The sequence below is a fragment of the Streptomyces sp. NPDC006529 genome, assembly GCF_040611795.1.
Lineage (GTDB): Bacteria > Actinomycetota > Actinomycetes > Streptomycetales > Streptomycetaceae > Streptomyces.
In genome coordinates this window covers 12938-30102 of record NZ_JBEXPB010000037.1, presented here as the reverse complement: position 1 = coordinate 30102, position 17165 = coordinate 12938, and the positions used below count along the sequence as shown (strand labels likewise).

At 74.1% G+C, this 17165-nt stretch carries 20 protein-coding genes; 17 read left to right on the top strand and 3 right to left on the bottom strand.

Going from position 1 to position 17165, the window contains the following annotated elements; translation table 11 throughout:
• Positions 1–8 precede the first annotated feature (8 nt).
• Complete coding sequence (locus ABZY31_RS23290; protein WP_356413294.1) at positions 9–836, bottom strand: response regulator transcription factor; 828 nt, start codon at positions 834–836, stop codon at positions 9–11.
• Positions 837–1318: 482 nt separating this feature from the next.
• On the opposite strand from ABZY31_RS23290, the gene ABZY31_RS23285 reads away from it, so the two are divergent.
• The 13 genes from ABZY31_RS23285 to ABZY31_RS23225 all read left to right on the top strand — a co-directional run bounded on the left by ABZY31_RS23285 (position 1319) and on the right by ABZY31_RS23225 (position 11214).
• Positions 1319–1573 (top strand): MoaD/ThiS family protein, encoded by a 255-nt coding sequence (locus ABZY31_RS23285; RefSeq protein WP_356413292.1) that lies wholly within the window; start codon positions 1319–1321, stop codon positions 1571–1573.
• Between the two features lie 4 nt (positions 1574–1577).
• Positions 1578–3278 (top strand): hypothetical protein, encoded by a 1701-nt coding sequence (locus ABZY31_RS23280; protein ID WP_356413290.1) that lies wholly within the window; start codon positions 1578–1580, stop codon positions 3276–3278.
• A gap of 64 nt (positions 3279–3342) precedes the next feature.
• Positions 3343–4044 carry a DUF2993 domain-containing protein gene (locus ABZY31_RS23275; protein ID WP_356413288.1) on the top strand — a complete coding sequence of 234 codons (702 nt, stop codon included), beginning with the start codon at positions 3343–3345 and terminating at the stop codon, positions 4042–4044.
• Between the two features lie 166 nt (positions 4045–4210).
• Positions 4211–4300: an Ms5788A family Cys-rich leader peptide gene (locus ABZY31_RS23270; protein WP_356413286.1), complete on the top strand. Its 90-nt coding sequence runs from the start codon at positions 4211–4213 to the stop codon at positions 4298–4300.
• A 196-nt stretch (positions 4301–4496) separates the two neighbouring features.
• Positions 4497–5342, top strand: a complete 846-nt coding sequence (locus tag ABZY31_RS23265) for a sulfurtransferase (RefSeq protein ID WP_356413284.1) — start codon at positions 4497–4499, stop codon at positions 5340–5342.
• 57 nt (positions 5343–5399) lie between these two features.
• Complete coding sequence (locus ABZY31_RS23260; protein WP_330331710.1) at positions 5400–5690, top strand: DUF1416 domain-containing protein; 291 nt, start codon at positions 5400–5402, stop codon at positions 5688–5690.
• A 128-nt stretch (positions 5691–5818) separates the two neighbouring features.
• Entirely contained in the window at positions 5819–6088 is a 270-nt protein-coding gene (locus ABZY31_RS23255) for a DUF3099 domain-containing protein (RefSeq protein WP_356413282.1), read from the top strand.
• 144 nt (positions 6089–6232) lie between these two features.
• Entirely contained in the window at positions 6233–7069 is an 837-nt protein-coding gene (locus ABZY31_RS23250; RefSeq protein ID WP_356413280.1) for a hypothetical protein, read from the top strand.
• Positions 7066–7941: a hypothetical protein gene (locus ABZY31_RS23245; protein WP_356413279.1), complete on the top strand. Its 876-nt coding sequence runs from the start codon at positions 7066–7068 to the stop codon at positions 7939–7941. The genes ABZY31_RS23250 and ABZY31_RS23245 overlap by 4 nt, the downstream gene beginning before the upstream one ends.
• Positions 7938–8834, top strand: coding sequence for a hypothetical protein (locus ABZY31_RS23240; RefSeq protein ID WP_356413277.1), 897 nt, complete (start codon positions 7938–7940; stop codon positions 8832–8834). The genes ABZY31_RS23245 and ABZY31_RS23240 overlap by 4 nt, the downstream gene beginning before the upstream one ends.
• A gap of 287 nt (positions 8835–9121) precedes the next feature.
• A complete protein-coding gene (locus ABZY31_RS23235; RefSeq protein WP_356413275.1) occupies positions 9122–9694 on the top strand; it encodes an FABP family protein in 573 nt (190 codons plus the stop codon).
• Between the two features lie 94 nt (positions 9695–9788).
• Positions 9789–10226, top strand: coding sequence for a transcriptional repressor (locus ABZY31_RS23230; protein ID WP_356413274.1), 438 nt, complete (start codon positions 9789–9791; stop codon positions 10224–10226).
• Between the two features lie 22 nt (positions 10227–10248).
• On the top strand, positions 10249–11214 hold the full coding sequence (locus ABZY31_RS23225) for a folate-binding protein (RefSeq protein WP_356413272.1): 966 nt from the start codon (positions 10249–10251) through the stop codon (positions 11212–11214).
• A 63-nt stretch (positions 11215–11277) separates the two neighbouring features.
• On the opposite strand, the gene dtd is transcribed toward ABZY31_RS23225, so the two are convergent.
• Positions 11278–11703, bottom strand: a complete 426-nt coding sequence (gene dtd / locus ABZY31_RS23220) for a D-aminoacyl-tRNA deacylase (RefSeq protein WP_356413270.1) — start codon at positions 11701–11703, stop codon at positions 11278–11280.
• Positions 11704–11836: 133 nt separating this feature from the next.
• Between dtd and ABZY31_RS23215 the strand changes: the two genes are divergently transcribed.
• From ABZY31_RS23215 to ABZY31_RS23200, 4 genes are all read left to right on the top strand, one after another.
• Positions 11837–12427 carry a hypothetical protein gene (locus ABZY31_RS23215; protein ID WP_356413268.1) on the top strand — a complete coding sequence of 197 codons (591 nt, stop codon included), beginning with the start codon at positions 11837–11839 and terminating at the stop codon, positions 12425–12427.
• A 75-nt stretch (positions 12428–12502) separates the two neighbouring features.
• The gene (locus ABZY31_RS23210; RefSeq protein WP_356413266.1) at positions 12503–13759 is read left to right on the top strand and encodes a GNAT family N-acetyltransferase; all 1257 of its coding nucleotides are present in this window, start codon (positions 12503–12505) and stop codon (positions 13757–13759) included.
• Between the two features lie 67 nt (positions 13760–13826).
• Complete coding sequence (locus ABZY31_RS23205; RefSeq protein WP_356413264.1) at positions 13827–14792, top strand: sigma-70 family RNA polymerase sigma factor; 966 nt, start codon at positions 13827–13829, stop codon at positions 14790–14792.
• Complete coding sequence (locus ABZY31_RS23200; RefSeq protein ID WP_356413262.1) at positions 14770–15642, top strand: putative protein N(5)-glutamine methyltransferase; 873 nt, start codon at positions 14770–14772, stop codon at positions 15640–15642. Before ABZY31_RS23205 ends, ABZY31_RS23200 begins: the two co-directional genes overlap by 23 nt.
• A gap of 22 nt (positions 15643–15664) precedes the next feature.
• On the opposite strand, the gene ABZY31_RS23195 is transcribed toward ABZY31_RS23200, so the two are convergent.
• On the bottom strand, positions 15665–17110 hold the full coding sequence (locus ABZY31_RS23195; RefSeq protein ID WP_356413261.1) for an MFS transporter: 1446 nt from the start codon (positions 17108–17110) through the stop codon (positions 15665–15667).
• Between the last annotated feature and the right edge of the window lie 55 nt (positions 17111–17165).

Genomic DNA, 17165 nt, shown 5'->3' with positions numbered 1-17165 from the left:
GGGGTGACCTAGCCGTGGGCAGGGCGGCCGGGGGTCCGGGTGTGCGGACCGGTGTCGGCCATCCGGGGGACCTCCCGCTCGGTCGCGGCGGCCACGGCGGCGGCCGCCTGGGCGAGGGCCTTCTGCCGGGCCTCCTCGGCGGCCCGCTCGTTGGCCCGCTCGACCTTCTCCGGGGTCACGAAGCGGTAGCCGACGTTGCGGACGGTGCCGATCAGCGACTCGTGCTCGGGGCCGAGCTTGGCCCGCAGGCGCCGTACGTGGACGTCGACCGTCCGGGTGCCGCCGAAGTAGTCGTAGCCCCAGACCTCCTGGAGCAGCTGGGCGCGGGTGAAGACCCGGCCGGGATGCTGCGCGAGGTACTTGAGCAGCTCGAACTCCTTGAAGGTGAGGTCCAGCACCCGGCCCTTGAGCTTGGCGGAGTACGTCGCCTCGTCGACCGACAGGTCGCCGTTGCGGATCTCCATCGGCGAGTCGTCCGAGCCGAGCTGCTGGCGGCCCGTGGCGAGGCGCAGCCGCGCCTCGACCTCGGCCGGACCGGCGGTGTCGAGGAGGACGTCGTCGATGCCCCAGTCGGCGGTGACGGCCGCGAGGCCGCCCTCGGTGACGACGAGGATCAGCGGACAGCCCGGGCCGGTGGAGCGCAGGAGCTGGCAGAGCGAGCGGACCTGGGGCAGGTCGCGGCGCCCGTCGACGAGGATGACGTCGGCGCCCGGGGTGTCCACGAGGGCGGGGCCCTCCGCGGGCGCCACCCGGACGCTGTGCAGCAGCAGGCCGAGGGCGGGCAGCACCTCGGTGGACGGCTGGAGGGCGTTGGTCAGCAGCAGCAGTGAACTCATCGCCGCCACCCCCCTGCCGGGGTCTGGCGGTGTCGCCGGTGGTGCACGGTTCGCTGGGCCATCACGTCGGTTCCTCCTCGGTCCCGTCGAGGACATGCGGCACTGCTTCGTACGTCGTACTGCCGGCGGCCCGGTCCCCGCGCCCTGAGGACCGCGTGCCGCCACTGTTCCCGCTGTGTTCTCGTGCTGTGTTCGCGCGCTGTTCAACGTGCTGAAAGCACAAAAGGACCCGGGGGCTACGTTGCCCGGATCCTCTGCGATGCCACCATAGCCCACCCGTCCGTCCGGGGCAGCGGCTTCGGCATGCCCGGATCCTGTGGTCCCCGCCACCCTCCGCCGCTGGTTGCGCCGGGTTTCACCGGATCGGTGGACCCCCGCGGGGCCGCCCGGGCGCATCCGGGGCGCGCGGGGGCACGCCGGGGTTACGGGCGGGAGGGGCCATCATGGAGCCCGACGGTACGGAGCCGACGATAGGAGCTGCAGTGGCAACCGGAACCATCCGCTACTGGGCCGCGGCCAAGTCCGCGGCCAAGACGGCGGAGGAGGCGTACTCGGCGCGGACCCTGGCCGAGGCGCTCGACGCCGTGCGGGAACGCCACCCCGGGGAGCTGGCCCGGGTGCTGCAGCGCTGCTCCTTCCTGGTGGACGAGCGGCCCGTGGGCCTGCGCCCGCACGAGTCCGTCGAGCTGACCGAAGGCGGCACCGTAGAGGTGCTGCCGCCGTTCGCGGGCGGGTGATCCGATGACCACGCCCACGCCCGAGGAGCAGCGGCCCGAGCAGCCGCAGGATCCCTTCGCGGATCCGTACGGAACCCAGACCTGGCAGTCCGAGACCTGGGACACGAGTTACATGCCGGTGCAGCCGAACGCCGCCGCGCCGCGGCCGCCCGAGCAGCCGGAATGGGCGCAGCCGCCCGCGCAGCAGCAGCAGCAGCAGGCCTACCCGCAGCCCGCCGCGGAGCCGGTGGCTCCGGAGGGCTGGTTCCGGGACGAGGCCCCGCAGCCGCAGCACCAGCCTCCGCAGCAGTCCTACCAGCCGCAGCAGCCTCCGCAGCCGCAGCGCCGGGGCCAGCACCGGGCGCCCGACCCCGCGCCCGCGCCCTCCCCGGACTGGTCGGGGGGCGCCGCCCAGGGCGGTGTGCCGTGGCCGGACGGTTCCGGGGCGGGCGCCGTCGCCGAGACGGCGTATCTGCCGCCGTACCGCGAGGAGCCCGTGGCATCCGCTGCGGAGACCGCGTACCTGCCGCCCTACCGCGAGGAGCCGGTGGCGTCCGCCGCGGAGACCGCGTACCTCCCGCCGTATCGGGAAGAGGACCACCCGGTCCAGCAGCCGCAGCGGCAGAGCCACCGGGCCCCGGGGCCGGCCCAGTCGGCCGACCAGGCGGCCCACCCCGCGCAGCAGCCCCCGCACCAGGTCCGGCCCCAGGGTCAGCACCGCGCGCCCGACCCGGCCCCCGACTGGTCGCAGGGCGCGCAGGGCGCGCAGGGCCACCAGGAGCCCGGCGCGGGCGCCTCCTGGCCCGGCGTGGCCGGGCCGGCCGCCGCCGAGGGCGCGGCGGAGCGGACCGCCTACCTCCCGCCCTTCCCCGGGGACGCGGTCGCCGGGGCGGCCGCCACGGGCGCGCAGACCCCTGCGCCGACCGGGTCCGCCGCGTACTCCCCGCCCACCCTCGGCGGCAGCACCCGCGTCGTGGACCCGGCCCAGGCCCGCGCCGAGGGGCGCTCGCCGATCATCGATCCGGGTCCGCAGGCGGCCGTGCTGACCGCCGCGCTCGGGCTGCTGCTGGCCGGGGCCGCCGCCGTCGGCCGCTTCGGGCTGGTGGTCCCGCTCGTCGCGCTCCAGGCGCTCACCGCTGCGGGCTGGTTCCGGCTGAACGGCATGTGGCCCGCCCGCCAGGGCATCGCCCTGGCCTTCGCCGGAGCGCTGGCCGCGGACGCCGCCGTCCTCGCGCTGGGGCGCCCGGACGGGCCGGGCGCGATCATCGGGACGCTGGGCGCGTGGGTGCTGCTGACCCTCGTGCTCCAGCTGCGCAGCCACGCCGACCCGGACGAGCGGATGTACGGGCTGATGGCCTCGGTGGCCTCGGCCGCCCTCGCGATCGTCTGCGCCGGGTACCTGGCCGCCGATCCGGCGGCCGTCAGCGTGGGCGCGGCCGCGGTCGCGGTGGCCGTCTTCGCGCGGGCCCTGCCGCTGCCCGCCACGCCCTCCGTGGTGGTCTCGCTGGTTGCCGCGGCCGGCGCCGGCATCGCGGTCGGCGGGCTGACCGCGATCGGCGCCGGAGGCGCCCTGCTGGGCCTGGCGGCCGGCGCGTGCGCGCTGGTCGGGCTGCGGGTGGCGGCGTACGACTACCCGTCGAAGTTCGTCCACATGACGGCCGGTGTCGCGCTGCCGCTGGCCGCCGCGGCGCCCGCGGTCTACCTGATCGGGCGGGTGGTCGGCTGAGCCCGGCCGGACCCGGTCGTGGTCAACTAGAACGCACGTACCGATTAGTAGGGGGAGTGGGAGCGTGCGTTTCCTGCGGACGATTGTGATCATCGCGGTGGTGCTGGGCGGGCTCCTCGCGGGCGCCGACCGGCTGGCGGTCGGCTACGCCGAGGACGAGCTGGCCGCCAAGGTGCAGGCGGGCCGCGGCCTGGCCGGGGAGACGGACGTGGACATCCACGGCTTCCCGTTCCTGACCCAGGCGCTGGACTACCGCCTGGAGCAGGTGGACGTGAAGCTGCGCGGGGTCTCGGCCCCGGGCCCCGACGGCCGCAAGGTCCGGATATCCGAACTGGCCGCGCGCTTCCACGACGTGAAGCTGAACAGCGGTTACACCGGCGGCAAGGCGGCGCGGGCCGACGGCTCCGCGCTGATCACCTACGCGGACCTGACCGAGGCCTCGCAGAACGGGGTCACCGTCGCCTACGGCGGGGCCCCGGGCAAGGTGAAGGTGACCGCCTCCGTCGAGGTGCTGGGCCGGACCCTCACGCGCAGCGTGGTCTCCACGATCAGCCTGGTGGACGGCACGACGGTGCGGGTGCACGCCGACGAGGTGCCCGGTGAGGGCATCCCCGGCGTGGAGTCCCTGGTCCGCAAGCGGACCGACTTCGACCGCCGGCTGGACAGCGGTCTGCCGGCCGGGCTGAAGCTCTCCGCGCTGACCTCCGACGCGAGCGGCGTGCACCTCACGGTGGACGGCTCGGACGTGGTGCTGGCCGGATCGTGAGACGGGAAGGTCCGGTCCGCGGCGGATCGGGCCTTCCGCCCTGCTCCGAAGGGGTCCCGGGGCCCTCCCGGAGGGGGTGCGCAGGATCCGTATCCCACTATGCGGACGATCCTGTCTCGACATATGACACGCCGGTGACAGGGCGGCCGATTCGTCCCTACGATCCATGGCTATGAAGCATCAGCAGGCGGACCTCACGAAGCGACGGGCAGTTGACCTGTGTCGCGTCGCCGCCATGCTCTGTCGCCCTTTCTGAGCGACCCGCTCCCCTCCGGCCGGACGACGGCCCTCCCGGCGTGACCGCACCTGCCTCCCGTTCCCCCGCCTCCCCGCGCGGGACGTCCGAGCGCACCCGGACCCGCGCCGAAGCGCCACCGCACCGGCCGACGCAGCGCCACCGCACCCCGCAGCACCCGCACCGCCCCGCCGCACACTGCCCGGAGGAGAACACCATGAGCCGCAGCGACGTCCTCGTAGACGCCGACTGGGTCGAGGCCCACCTGAACGACGCGAACGTCGTCGTCGTCGAGGTGGACGAGGACACGTCCGCCTACGACAAGAACCACATCACGAACGCCGTCCGCATCGACTGGCAGCGCGACCTCCAGGACCCGGTGCGCCGCGACTTCGTGGACCAGGAGGGCTTCGAGAAGCTCCTCTCGGCCAAGGGCATCGCCAACGGCGACACGGTCGTCCTCTACGGCGGCAACAACAACTGGTTCGCGTCCTACGCCTACTGGTACTTCAAGCTCTACGGCCACGAGGACGTCCGCCTGCTCGACGGCGGCCGCAAGAAGTGGGAGCTCGACTCCCGCGACCTGGTCGACGGCTCCGAGGTCCCGCAGCGCCCGGCCACCCAGTACAAGGCCAAGCCGCAGGACTCCTCGATCCGCGCCTTCCGCGACGACGTCGTGGCGGCGATCGGTTCGAAGAACCTGGTCGACGTGCGCTCGCCCGACGAGTTCAGCGGCAAGCTGCTCGCCCCGGCGCACCTCCCGCAGGAGCAGTCGCAGCGCCCCGGCCACGTGCCGAGCGCCCGCAACATCCCGTGGTCGAAGAACGCCAACGACGACGGCACCTTCAAGTCGGACGAGGAGCTGACGGCCCTCTACCAGGCCGAGCAGGTCGACCTGGCGAAGGACACCATCGCGTACTGCCGCATCGGTGAGCGCTCCGCGCTCACCTGGTTCGTGCTGCACGAGCTGCTGGGCCAGGAGAACGTCAAGAACTACGACGGCTCGTGGACCGAGTACGGCTCGCTGGTCGGCGTGCCGATCGAGCTGGGCGCCAACAAGTAATCCCGTACGGCCGCAGCACGTACGCGCGTACGACCTCTCTAGGACAGGACAGAGAACATGTGTGGAGCACAGATCGGCGGGCCCTCCCTCGACACGCTCAAGCCGGGCGAGACGGCCATCCAGGGTCAGATCACCCAGGGCGGCGAGCCGGTGTCCGGCTACGTCCGCCTGCTGGACTCGACCGGTGAGTTCACCGCCGAGGTGCCGACCTCGGCGACCGGCCAGTTCCGCTTCTACGCCGCCGAAGGCACCTGGACCCTGCGGGCGCTGGTCCCGGGGGCCAAGGCGGACCGCACGGTCGTCGTCGCCGAGACCGGTGGCGTGACGGACGTGGCCATCGCGGTCTGAGCACCGCGTACCGCATGACCGGCCGGAGGGCCGCACCCCAGGGGGTTGGACGCCACTGGAACGGGGTGCGGCCCTCCGTGCCGTCCGGAGCACTGGGCGGCCCCCGGATCCGGTCCTATCCTTGGGGCATGTACGCCCGGCGCCGGCGCGGCTACTTCCTCCTCATGGGCGGATGCCTGTTCCTGTTCGTGTCCGCCTGGTCGTGGGTGCGCCTGTTCTCGGTGCCCGCGGCCGTGGCGCTGTGCGTGGTGGCCATGCTGATCCCGCCGGTCGCGGCGATGACGGCGAACCGGCGCGGCCCGGACGACCGCTGGTGGGACGACCCCTCGGGCGACCCGAAGTCCGACGAGTGGTGGGACGAGCTGGACGGCAAGCGGCGGCCCCGCGACGAGCCCTGAGGGGCCGGGCCGCCGGGGCGGTGGTGAGGGGTTCCCCGCTACCGAACCGTAATAACGGTGCGTACAACTCCACCCCTGAGATACAAGTCCTCCCTGTGCACAGGTAACGCAACCTGTGGCGAAGTCCTGTGGGGGGACCCTCTTTTGAAAGACGAACAGACCATCCCCGAGCTGAGGAAAGAGGGCGAGAACGCCCCGGATTCGGACAGCTCGGAATTTCCGGCCGCAAACGCCCCGGCCGCTACGCTCGGTGATGCGCGTCCGCGCCGCCGCCGCGGCCGCACGGCGCTCCTGATCGCGGTCGCCGCGGTGCTCGGGTCGGGGGCCGGCCTGGCCGCGGGGTACGGCGTCCAGTACCAGCGCCCGGCCACGCCGCTGGCCCCGCTGGCGCAGCAGAAGCTGGTCACGCCCAAGCCGATCGCGGCGGACGGGTCGACCACCTTCCGCTCGGTCAACGCGAACCGCTGGGACAAGAGCGACGACGACCTGACCAAGATGCTGCTGGAGGCGCCTAAGGGCGCGGAGCAGGTGTCCCGGAGCTACGAGTCCGTCGGCGACTGGTCGGCAGAGTGGTTCGACAACCCCGCGCGCGGTTTCCGCTCGGTCGCCTCGACCGACGTCCGGCGGATCGCGGTGTCCCACTGGTACGCGGGGGACCGGGTCACGGTGGTGATCACCCTGCTGCAGTTCCGCGACCGCCTCGGCGCGGAGAAGTACACGAGGGAGCAGTCCGGCTACATGCCGGGCGACAAGGGTGCCGGGAACCAGGGCGTGCCGCTGCCGGACGGGCCCAGGGGCTTCGGCCACGCGTGGGTGTACTCCAAGCCGCACCAGAAGCCCGGGTACATGCCGGTCCACGAGGCCCGGGCGATCGCCCGCGTCGGCAACATCGCCATGTACATGGAGTACCTCGACAACACCGGGACGGTGTCCGAGAAGGACATCGTGGACCTGGCCGAGCGACAGGTGGAGCAGCTGTGACCGAGCCGCGGACCCCGGCCCCGGGCACGGCCCTCTCCGGGATCACCCTGGACGAGCCGACGGGCGCGACGGGGCCGGACGCCCCGTCCGAGCTCCTCGCCACCGCCCGTCCGCCGCGCGCGGTCAACCGCAAGGCGGCGGCCGCCGTCGGCGCCGCGCTGGCCCTCGCGGCCGTCGCCGGCTTCGGCGTGTGGGCGAACGGCTGGATCGCCGACGCCGACCGCACCGCCCCCACCGTGTACTGGCAGACGAAGGACCCGGCTCCGGCCGCGGCCTCGCCCACCCCGCCCGCCGTCTCGCTCGGCGAGCTCGGCGACCGGCTGATCCCGGTGCCGGAGCACTACCGGCCGGGCCCGGACCAGGGCGAGCACGGCAACTACTTCACCGTGCCGGGCGCCAAGGCCGCCGGGCAGATGAAGGAGAACAACCGCAGCCTGCCCGCCGACCGGCGCGCGGAGAGCGACAGGATGGTCGACCAGCTCAAGCTCAAGGGGCTGGCGGGCCGCACCTTCCGCGACGACAGTGGCGACGAGATCGTCGAGATCGCGATCACGCAGGCGGACCCGCAGGCGGTCAAGACCTTCGGCGAGTTCACCAAGAAGCTGATGGAGATCATCGGCGACGGCCGGCAGGCGCCCAAGGTCGACGGGTACCCCGAGGCCAAGTGCGCACTGCGGTCCGTGGGCGAAGGGGGGACCGACGAGGACGGCGAGAAGAAGGAACCCCTGGAGTCGGTGCTGTGCGCGGCCTCCCAGGGCGACTTCCTGATCACCTTCCACGCCTACGGCACCAAGCCGTTCGACATCGACGCGCAGGTCAAGCTGTTCCGCACGCAGCTCGACCGCGTGAAGTCCCCGGGGGAGTCCGCGTGACCGACCAGAGCGCCACCGCCACCGAGCCCGGGACCGCCACCGAGCCCGGGACCGCACCCGCACCCGCCAACCCGTTCGCCGCGCCGGACCTCACCGGGATCCCGGTCCCCCCGGCCGCCCCGAAGGACCACCGCGCGCTCTTCGCCGCCCTGCGCTGGACGGCGGCCGCGCTGGTCTTCGCCATCGCCGCCGCGGGGACGGCGTACGCGGTGATCACGCCCGAGCGGACCCGGATCCCGGGCCTGGCCACCGAGAACGACGGCCGCTGGACGTACCCCGTGATCGCCAAGCCGGTACTGCCGGTGGGCGCCCCGCTGCCCTTCGCCCCGGACAACGAGGAGGGCATCCACTACGCGGCACTGAGCCAGCTGCTGCTGCCCGCCCCGCAGGGCTCCCGGCCCGACGAGAGCCTGAAGGCGGACAAGGACGGCATGGTCACCCGGGACCGCTTCCTCCAGGAGTACTCCGAGAAGTTCCGGGACCGCCTGCGCCGGGGCATGGACGAGGACGCCGGGCTGCGCCAGATCGCGGGCCGCGGCTGGAGCACCCCCGACGGCACCGCCACCCGCGTCTACCTGCTGCGCTTCCACTCGTCCGGCTTCGCGGGCGAGTTCGAGGGCTGCAAGTCCGGGATGGCGCTGAGCGGCGCGGACTCCTTCGACCTCGACTCCGCGTGGGACAAGGCGCAGACCGGCCAGGCCACGGCGGGCCGGATGGCGCACACCGCCGTCACCACCTATGCCGAGGAGAAGCCGTACGGCCCCGAGCAGACCAAGGTCGGCTGCATCCAGGCCGGTGACCTGGTGGGCATGGTCGTCCAGACGCACCGGGCCGCCGTCGCCGACGTCCCCCTGCACCAGACGGTGATCCTCCAGGACCAGCTCCTGGAGTAGCGGGCGGGGCCGGGCCGCGGCCCTACGGCCTACCTCACACGGTGCGCCGGGGTCCGGGCCAGTAGGCTTGGGCCCCGGCCCGTATCGCCCACCGAAACCCCATCGAACCTTCCGAGGAGCACCCCGTGCTTGAGGCAGTCTTCACCTCCCTGCTGATCCTGGTCTGCGTCGGCGTTCTCGCCTTCAGCGGCCTGGCCGTGAAGAAGCTGTACCAGGGCCAGCGCTGATCTCCTGATCGGCCTGTCCTCCGGAACCCCTCCTCCCACAGATCGCCTGAGCAGCCATTCATGATCCAGATCCCGTCCGACCTGAACCCGGACCTCCTGCCCCTCGCCTTCCTCCTCGGCACCTGGGAGGGCGCGGGCGTCTTCGACTACCCCGGTGAAGAGAAGTGCAACTTCGGCCAGGAGGTCGTCTTCGGCCACGACGGCCGGGACTTCCTGGAGTACTCCTCGCACACGTGGGTCCTCGACGCCGACGGCAAGAAGGTCCGCCCGCTGGAGTCCGAGAAGGGCTACTGGCGCATCGACAAGCAGCGCAAGGTCGAGGTCGTCATGGTCCGCGACCAGGGCGTCGTGGAGATCTGGTACGGCGACCTGGCCGACCAGAAGCCCCAGATCGACCTGATCACCGACGCGGTCGCGCGCACCGCGGGCTCCCGCCCGCACAGCGGCGGCAAGCGGCTCTACGGCTACGTCAAGGGCGACCTGATGTGGGTCGGGGAGAAGACGACCCCCGAGGTCACGCTCCGCCCGTACATGTCGGCCCAGCTCAAGAAGGTCGTCACGCCCGAGGAGGTCGCCGAGATGGCGCGCAACCTCCCGGACATGCCGGACGACGGCATCGCCTTCTTCCGCTGAGCCGCGGCGGGCCACGACGGCTCCGGCGGCCACGCACGGTGAAAGGGGATCGCGGACCCTCCGCGATCCCCTTCCGCACGCCTACACTGGGCCCGTGGTGAGCACCGACTGGAAGAGTGACCTGCGGCAGCGCGGATACCGCCTGACCCCGCAGCGCCAGCTCGTGCTGGAAGCGGTGGACGTCCTCGAACACGCCACCCCCGACGAGCTGCTCGTACACGTCCGCAAGACCGCCTCCGGGGTCAACATCTCCACCGTCTACCGGACCCTGGAGCTGCTGGAGGAGCTGGGCCTGGTCTCGCACGCCCACCTCGGGCACGGCGCGCCGACGTACCACCTCGCCGACCGGCACCACCACATCCACCTGGTGTGCCGGGACTGCACCGAGGTCATCGAGGCGGACGTGGACGTGGCGGCCGACTTCACGGCCAAGCTGCGCGCCGACTTCGGTTTCGACACCGACATGAAGCACTTCGCGATCTTCGGGCGCTGCCGCGACTGCACCGCCAAGGCGGCGTCCGCACAGCCGTAGGCGCAGTCGTAGGCTGGGGTCCATGACCAGCCCTTTGCTCAATCTTCCCGGTGCGGTGGCGGCAGAAGGCCGTGACGAAGGCGTAGCAGCCCACTACGGAGAGCTGTACGGCGAACAGCGCGCCCTCGCCGACGGCCGCGGCTTCGTGGACCTCTCGCACCGCGGTGTCCTCACCGTCACCGGTCCCGAACGGCTGTCCTGGCTGCACCTGCTGCTCACCCAGCACCTGACCGAACTGCCGCCCGGCCGGGCCACCGAGGCGCTGATCCTCTCCGCGAACGGGCACATCGAGCACGCCCTCTACCTGGTCGACGACGGCGAGACGGTCTGGGCGCACGTCGAACCCGGCACCCGGGAGGCGCTGCTCGGCTACCTGGAGTCGATGAAGTTCTTCTACCGCGTCGACATCGCCGACCGCACCGGCGACATCGCCGTGGTCCACCTCCCGGCCGGCTCGACCGCCGAGCTGCCGAAGGAGTACGCCGTACGGGAGACCGCCCACGGCCGGGACGTCTTCCTGCCGCGCGAGGCCCTGGAGGCCTTCGCCGCGGAGCACGGCCCGGCCGCCGGCCTGGACGCCTACGAGGCGCTGCGCGTCGAGGCCCACCGGCCGCGGCTCGGCGCCGAGACCGACCACCGCACCATCCCGCACGAGCTGGGCTGGATCGGCTCCGCCGTGCACCTGCAGAAGGGCTGCTACCGCGGCCAGGAGACGGTCGCCCGCGTCCACAACCTGGGGAAGCCGCCGCGCCGCCTGGTCTTCCTGCACCTGGACGGCTCGGACGTGCTGCTGCCGCCGCACGGGACGCCCGTACGGCTGGCCGCCGACGGCGCGGAGGGCCGCCAGCTCGGCTTCGTCACCACCGCGGTCCGCCACCACGAGCTGGGGCCCATCGCCCTCGCCCTGGTGAAGCGGAACGTTCCGGTGGACGCGCAGCTGCTGGCGGGCACGATCGCGGCCGCGCAGGAGGTCGTCGTCGCGCCGTGACCGGCGGCCCTGCGGGGCCCGGTCGGCTCGCCCGCCGGGTCCCGGTCCACCGGCCCGCCGGGCTCAGATGTCGATGACGACGGTGAACGGGCCGTGGTTGGTGAGCGAGACGCGCATGTCCGCCCCGAACCGGCCCGTCGCCACCGTCGCGCCCAGCGCCCGCAGCTGCGCGACGACCTCGTCCACCAGCGGCTCGGCGACCGGCCCGGGAGCGGCCGCGTTCCAGGTGGGGCGGCGCCCCTTGCGCGCGTCGCCGTAGAGCGTGAACTGGGAGACCACCAGCAGCGGCGCGTTCACGTCGCTGCACGACTTCTCCGCTTCCAGGATCCGCACGGACCACAGCTTGCGCGCCAGCAGCGCGGCCTTCTCCGGAGTGTCGTCGTGGGTCACCCCCACCAGCACGCACAGTCCCTCGCCGACGATCTCGCCGACCGTCTCGCCCGCCACGACGACGCTCGCGCCGTCCACCCTCTGCACCACTGCTCGCATACGACCTGTGTACCAGGCGTGCACCCGTCCGGGGCCGATCGGGTGGAGGAGGACTGCATCCGCACCACGGAGAGTGGCACGATGCTCGCAGGCGGTGCTGCCATGCACCGGTCGAGGGGACGGACATGAACGCATGAACACTTCTGGCACCGGCACCGGCACCACCGGCTTGGGCACCGAGGTCCCGGCGACGTCCACGGCCGCAGCGGCGCGGCCGCCCGCACAGCGCACGGGCACCGCCGACACCGAGCCGTCCACCGGCTCGCTCGGCCTGCCCGAACTGCGCGCCCTGCGCCGCGACGCGCAGCGCGACGAGGCCGACCTGAGCTACGTCCGCAGGATCCTGCAGGGCCGCATCGACATCCTGCGCGCCGAACTGGCCCGCCGCACCGACCCCGAGTCGCCCGTCGTCGACCGGCTCTCCGAGATCCTCGCCGACGCCCCGTCCCGCCGCAGCGCCTCCGCGCGCCACGTCACGCTCGGCACCCCGCACGGCGAGGAGTACCGGCTGCTGGCGGCGGAGATGCTGGCCGATGTGGAACTCTCGGACCTGGGGGCCCGTACGGACGCCGAACTGCACGAGGGCATGGCCAAGTTGATCGGCTACGAGCAGCAGGTCTCGCGCCGCCGGCAGCAGTTGCAGCGCACCGCGGACGACTGCACCGCCGAGATCACCCGGCGCTACCGCGAGGGCGAGGCGCAAGTGGACGACCTGCTCGTCTGAAGCGCCGGGCCGGGAACGCCGGCCCGCGGAAAATCAGGCGACCCGGTGGCGGGGGCGCGGTTAGCGTGGCCGGTCATGAGTACTGACGTCCGGACCATTGCCGAATCCGAACTGCCCGAGTGGCTCAACGCCGTGGCGACCGGCTTCCTGACCGCTTCGGCGGCCACCGAGTCGGACATCGTCCAGCGCGCCAAGTACACCGATCTCGCCCGCACCCAGGGCGCCTTCGACGCGGACACCGGCCGCTGCGTCGGCACCTTCCGCTCGTTCGCCCAGGAACTGACCGTGCCGGGCGGCGCGCAACTGCCCGTCAGCGCGGTCTCCAACGTCACCGTCTCGCCCACGCACCGCCGCCGCGGTCTCCTCAGCCGGATGATGCGCGCCGAACTGAGCGCCGCCAAGGAGCGCGGGGACGTCCTGTCGACGCTGATCGCCGCCGAGTACCCGATCTACGGCCGGTACGGCTACGGGCCCGCCGCGGCCGTCTCGGAATGGGAGATCGACGTCCCGCGCACCGGACTGGACCCCCGCTGGTCGGCGCCCGCCGACGGCGGCCGGATCGACCTGGTGGACGGCGCCGAGGTGCGCCGGGTGGGCCCCGCCCTGCACGAGCGGCTGCGGGCCGCCACGCACGGCGCGGTCGACCGCACGGAACGCTGGTGGAACCTGGCCACCGGCCTGGAGGAGATTTCGGTCAACCCCTACACGCCCCGCTTCTTCGCCGTGTACCGCTCGGCGGCCGGAGAGGTGGAGGGCCTGGTCTCCTACCGCGCCGACGACCACTGGACGGACGCGAAGGTCCCGCTCAACACCGTCTCGGTCAAGGACCTCGTCGCGGTCACCGTGGCGGCGCAGCGGGCGCTGTGGCACTACCTGTGCTCCATCGACTGGGTGATGAAGGTCCGTACGGGCCTGCGCGCCCCCGACGACCTCGCCCCGCTGCTGCTCCCGGACCCGCGCGCCGCCCGGACGCTGACCAGCGCCGACTACCTGTGGGTGCGGCTCCTGGACGTGGCGGCCGCGCTCGGCGCGCGGACGTACGCGGTGCCCGCGACCCTCGTCCTGGAGGTGACCGACCCGGACGGGCTCGCAGGGGGCCGCTTCCGGCTGGACACGGCGGCCGGGGCGGGCCCGGCGCGGTGCGCGCCGACCGGGGAGCCCGCGGACCTGCGCCTGGACGTGGCGCGGCTCGGCTCCCTCTACCTCGGCGACGAGTCCGCGGTGCGGCTCGCCGCCCTGGGCGGGATCGAGGAACTGCGGCCGGGCGCGCTGGCGCTGGCGGACGCGGTCCTGCGCACCGCGCGGCGCCCGTGGTGCCCGGACGTCTTCTGAACCGGTGGGCCCGCCGGTCACACCGGCGGCCGCGCGTGCGTCAGGGTGGGGACGAAGGGAGCACGGCATGAACGGGGACGACGGCGTGAACGGGGACGACGGCGTGAGCGGGGACGGGAACGACGGCGCGGGCGGGGGCGACGGCGGGAGCGCGCGCGGGAGCGAGGGCCTCGCGGCGCGGTTCGAGGAGCAGCGGCCGCACCTGCGGGCCGTCGCCTACCGGATGCTGGGCTCGCTCGCCGAGGCCGAGGACGCGGTGCAGGAGGCCTGGATCCGGCTCGACCGCTCCGACACGAGCGGGGTCGCGAACCTGGGCGGCTGGCTCACCACGGTCGTCGCCCGCGTCTGCCTGGACCAGCTGCGGTCCCGCAAGACCCGCCGCGAGGAGTCCCTGGAGGACCGGATCCACGTACCGGACCCCATCCTGAGCCGCCCCGAGGGGCTCGACCCGGAGCAGGAGGTGCTGCTCGCGGACTCGGTCGGGCTGGCGCTGCTCGTCGTACTGGAGCAGCTCGCGCCCGCCGAGCGGCTGTCGTTCGTCCTGCACGACATGTTCGGGGTCCCCTTCGACGCGATCGCCCCGCTGGTGGACCGCACCCCGGCCGCCGCCCGGCAGCTCGCCAGCCGGGCCCGGCGCCGGGTCCAGGGCGGTGCGCCCGCCCCCGATCCGGACCTGGGGCGCCAGCGGGAGGTCGTCGGGGCCTTCCTCGCGGCCTCGCGCGGCGGCAGCTTCGAGGACCTGATCGCGGTCCTGGACCCGGAGGTCGTGCTCCGCGTGGACCTCGGGGCGGTGGCGGGCGGGCTGGTGCGCGGCGCGGAGGCGGTCGCCCGGCAGGCGCTCATGTTCCGGCGGATGTCGCCCTTCGCCCGGCCCGCGCTGGTCAACGGCGTGCCCGGCGTGGTCTCGATGCCCGACGGCAAGCCGGCCTCGGTCATGGCGTTCACGGTCCGCGGCGGCCGCATCGTCGCGATCGACGTCATGGCGGACCCGGACCGCCTCGCACACCTCGATGTCACCGTCCTGGAGGACTGAGCCCTTGTCTGCGACGCCCCGGTCCACGCCCGCGCCCGCCCCCGCTCCGGCGGCGGTGGACGCCCTCGTCGCCACCCTGCGCGCGGCGGGCTGCGTCTTCGCCGAGGAGGAGGCGGAGCTGCTGCTGGCCGCCGCCGCGGAGGGCGCCGGTGGCGGCCTAGCCGCGATGGTGGAGCGCCGGGTCGCCGGTCATCCGCTGGAACACGTGGTGGGGTGGGCCGAGTTCTGCGGGCTGCGGATGGCGGTGGGGGCGGGGGTCTTCGTCCCGCGCCGCCGCAGCGAGTTCCTGGTGCGCGAGGCCGCGGCCGGGGCGCGGGCGGGCGCGGTGGTGCTGGACCTGTGCTGCGGGGTGGGCGCGGTCGGCGCGGCCGTGGCCGCGGAGCTGGGCGCGCGCGGGGGCGGCGGCGCTCCGGTGGAGCTGCACGCCGCCGACATCGATCCGGTGGCCGTCTCGTACGCCGCGCGCAACGTGGCGCCGTACGGCGGCCGGGTCCACCTGGGCGACCTGTACGGCCCGCTGCCCGCCCGGCTGCTGGGCCGGGTCGACGTCCTGGTCGCGAACGCGCCGTACGTTCCCACCGGCGAGATCGCGCTGCTGCCGCCGGAGGCCCGCGAGCACGAGCCGCTGACCACCCTGGACGGCGGCGCGGACGGCGTCGCCGTGCAGCGCCGGGTCGCGGCGGGGGCCCTGCCGTGGCTCGCGCCGGGGGGGCGCCTGCTGATCGAGACGAGCGGGCGCCAGGCGCAGTGGACCGCCGGGGCACTGACGACGGCCGGGTTCGGGGAGGTCGCCGTGGTGTCCTCGGAGGAGCTCGACGCGACCGTGGTCACCGGTACGGCCGCGTCGTAGGCGCCGGGGCGGATCCCGCCGGTCAGGGGGCGGGGCGGCGGCTCCCCCGGGCGAGGGCGGCGGCGAGGGCGAGGGCCACGGCGACCAGGGCCGCGGCGACACCGAAGGTGACCCGCGTGCCGGTGGCCACGGCGCCCGGCGCCGCGGTGGTGAGATCGGGGGCGGCCACGGCGAGCGCGAACACCGCGCCCAGGACGGAGGCGCCCGTGATCAGACCGAGGTTGCGCGACAGGGTGAGCAGGCCCGATACGACTCCCCGCCGGTCCGGTGGCAGGGCGGCCATGACGGCGGTGTTGTTGGCCGTCTGGAAGAGCGCGTAGCCGGTGGTGAGGACGACGAGCGGGACGGCGTAGCCGGCGGCGCCGAACGCCCTCGGCGCCGCCGCCAGGGCGCAGCAGCCCGCCGCCATCGCGGCCAGGCCCGCCACGGTCGCCCGCGGTGCGCCGAACCGGTCCACGATCCGCCCGGCCGGTACGCCGGTCAGCGCGGCCACCAGCGGACCGGCCGCCAGGACCAGCCCGGCCGCGGCGGCCGGCAGCCCGAGGGCCCGGGACAGGTGGAACGGGCCGACCACCAGCGTCGCCATCATCACCGTCGCGACCAGCGCGCTCATGGCCAGGCTCGCGCCCAGCGCCCGGTCGCGGAAGAGCGCGAGCCGGACCAGCGGCGCGGGCGCCCGGGCCTCGGCGCGGACGAAGAGGGCGGCGCCGAGGGCGGCGAGCGCGAGCAGCCCCAGGTTCAGCGGGCCGAACCGGCCGCGCCCGAGGGTCATCGCGAGCGCGTACGCCGCCAGGGTCAGGGCGAGCAGCAGCGTGCCCGCGTGGTCGAAGCGGGGGCGGGCGGCGGCCGTCCGGCGTGGGTCGGCGGGCAGGTGGCGGCGGGCCAGGAGGAAGGCCGCGATGCCCAGCGGCAGGTTGACCAGGAAGAGCGCCCGCCAGCCCGGTCCGGCAATCAGCACACCGCCGAGCGGGGGCCCGAGCGCGGTGCCCACGGCGGACATGGTGCCGAGCAGCCCCATGGCGCTGCCGGTGCGCTCCTTCGGCACCGCCGCGCCGACGAACGCCATGGTCAGCGCCATCATGACGGCCGCGCCGAGGCCCTGCGCCGCGCGGGCCGCGATCAGCACCCGGAGGGCGGGCGCGAGGCCGCACAGCACCGATGCCCCGGTGAAGAGAAGGATCCCGGCGAGCAGCAGCCGCCGGCGGCCCACGAGGTCGCCGAGCCGTCCGGCGCCGACGACCAGGGTCGTGATGGCGAGGAGGTAGGCGAGGACGATCCACTGGACCTGCTGGAACGGGGCGTCGAACGCCCGGGCCAGGGTCGGCAGGCCGACGTTGGCGATGCTGGTGCCGAGCGAGGACAGCAGCATGGACAGGGACAGTCCGGCGAGCAGCCACCGGACCGGGGGCGTGCGGGTCGTACCTGGTGGGGCGGCCGGGGCGGGCCCCGTCCGGGACGTCTTCACCATGAACTCCGTTCTGCGCTGCGGTGCCGCCTCCGGCGAGGGGGCGGGTGTGCCCGGA

What these genes read in the sequence shown, in the direction of transcription:
- ABZY31_RS23290 (WP_356413294.1), bottom strand. Translation starts at nt 836, where the DNA reads ATGAGTTCACTGCTGCTGCTGACCAACGCCCTCCAGCCGTCCACCGAG.
- ABZY31_RS23280 (WP_356413290.1), top strand. Translation starts at nt 1,578, where the DNA reads ATGACCACGCCCACGCCCGAGGAGCAGCGGCCCGAGCAGCCGCAGGAT.
- ABZY31_RS23270 (WP_356413286.1), top strand. Translation starts at nt 4,211, where the DNA reads ATGGCTATGAAGCATCAGCAGGCGGACCTCACGAAGCGACGGGCAGTT.
- ABZY31_RS23265 (WP_356413284.1), top strand. Translation starts at nt 4,497, where the DNA reads ATGAGCCGCAGCGACGTCCTCGTAGACGCCGACTGGGTCGAGGCCCAC.
- ABZY31_RS23260 (WP_330331710.1), top strand. Translation starts at nt 5,400, where the DNA reads ATGTGTGGAGCACAGATCGGCGGGCCCTCCCTCGACACGCTCAAGCCG.
- ABZY31_RS23255 (WP_356413282.1), top strand. Translation starts at nt 5,819, where the DNA reads ATGTACGCCCGGCGCCGGCGCGGCTACTTCCTCCTCATGGGCGGATGC.
- ABZY31_RS23235 (WP_356413275.1), top strand. Translation starts at nt 9,122, where the DNA reads ATGATCCAGATCCCGTCCGACCTGAACCCGGACCTCCTGCCCCTCGCC.
- ABZY31_RS23225 (WP_356413272.1), top strand. Translation starts at nt 10,249, where the DNA reads ATGACCAGCCCTTTGCTCAATCTTCCCGGTGCGGTGGCGGCAGAAGGC.
- dtd (WP_356413270.1), bottom strand. Translation starts at nt 11,703, where the DNA reads ATGCGAGCAGTGGTGCAGAGGGTGGACGGCGCGAGCGTCGTCGTGGCG.
- ABZY31_RS23215 (WP_356413268.1), top strand. Translation starts at nt 11,837, where the DNA reads ATGAACACTTCTGGCACCGGCACCGGCACCACCGGCTTGGGCACCGAG.
- ABZY31_RS23210 (WP_356413266.1), top strand. Translation starts at nt 12,503, where the DNA reads ATGAGTACTGACGTCCGGACCATTGCCGAATCCGAACTGCCCGAGTGG.
- ABZY31_RS23205 (WP_356413264.1), top strand. Translation starts at nt 13,827, where the DNA reads ATGAACGGGGACGACGGCGTGAACGGGGACGACGGCGTGAGCGGGGAC.
- ABZY31_RS23200 (WP_356413262.1), top strand. Translation starts at nt 14,770, where the DNA reads ATGTCACCGTCCTGGAGGACTGAGCCCTTGTCTGCGACGCCCCGGTCC.
- ABZY31_RS23195 (WP_356413261.1), bottom strand. Translation starts at nt 17,110, where the DNA reads ATGGTGAAGACGTCCCGGACGGGGCCCGCCCCGGCCGCCCCACCAGGT.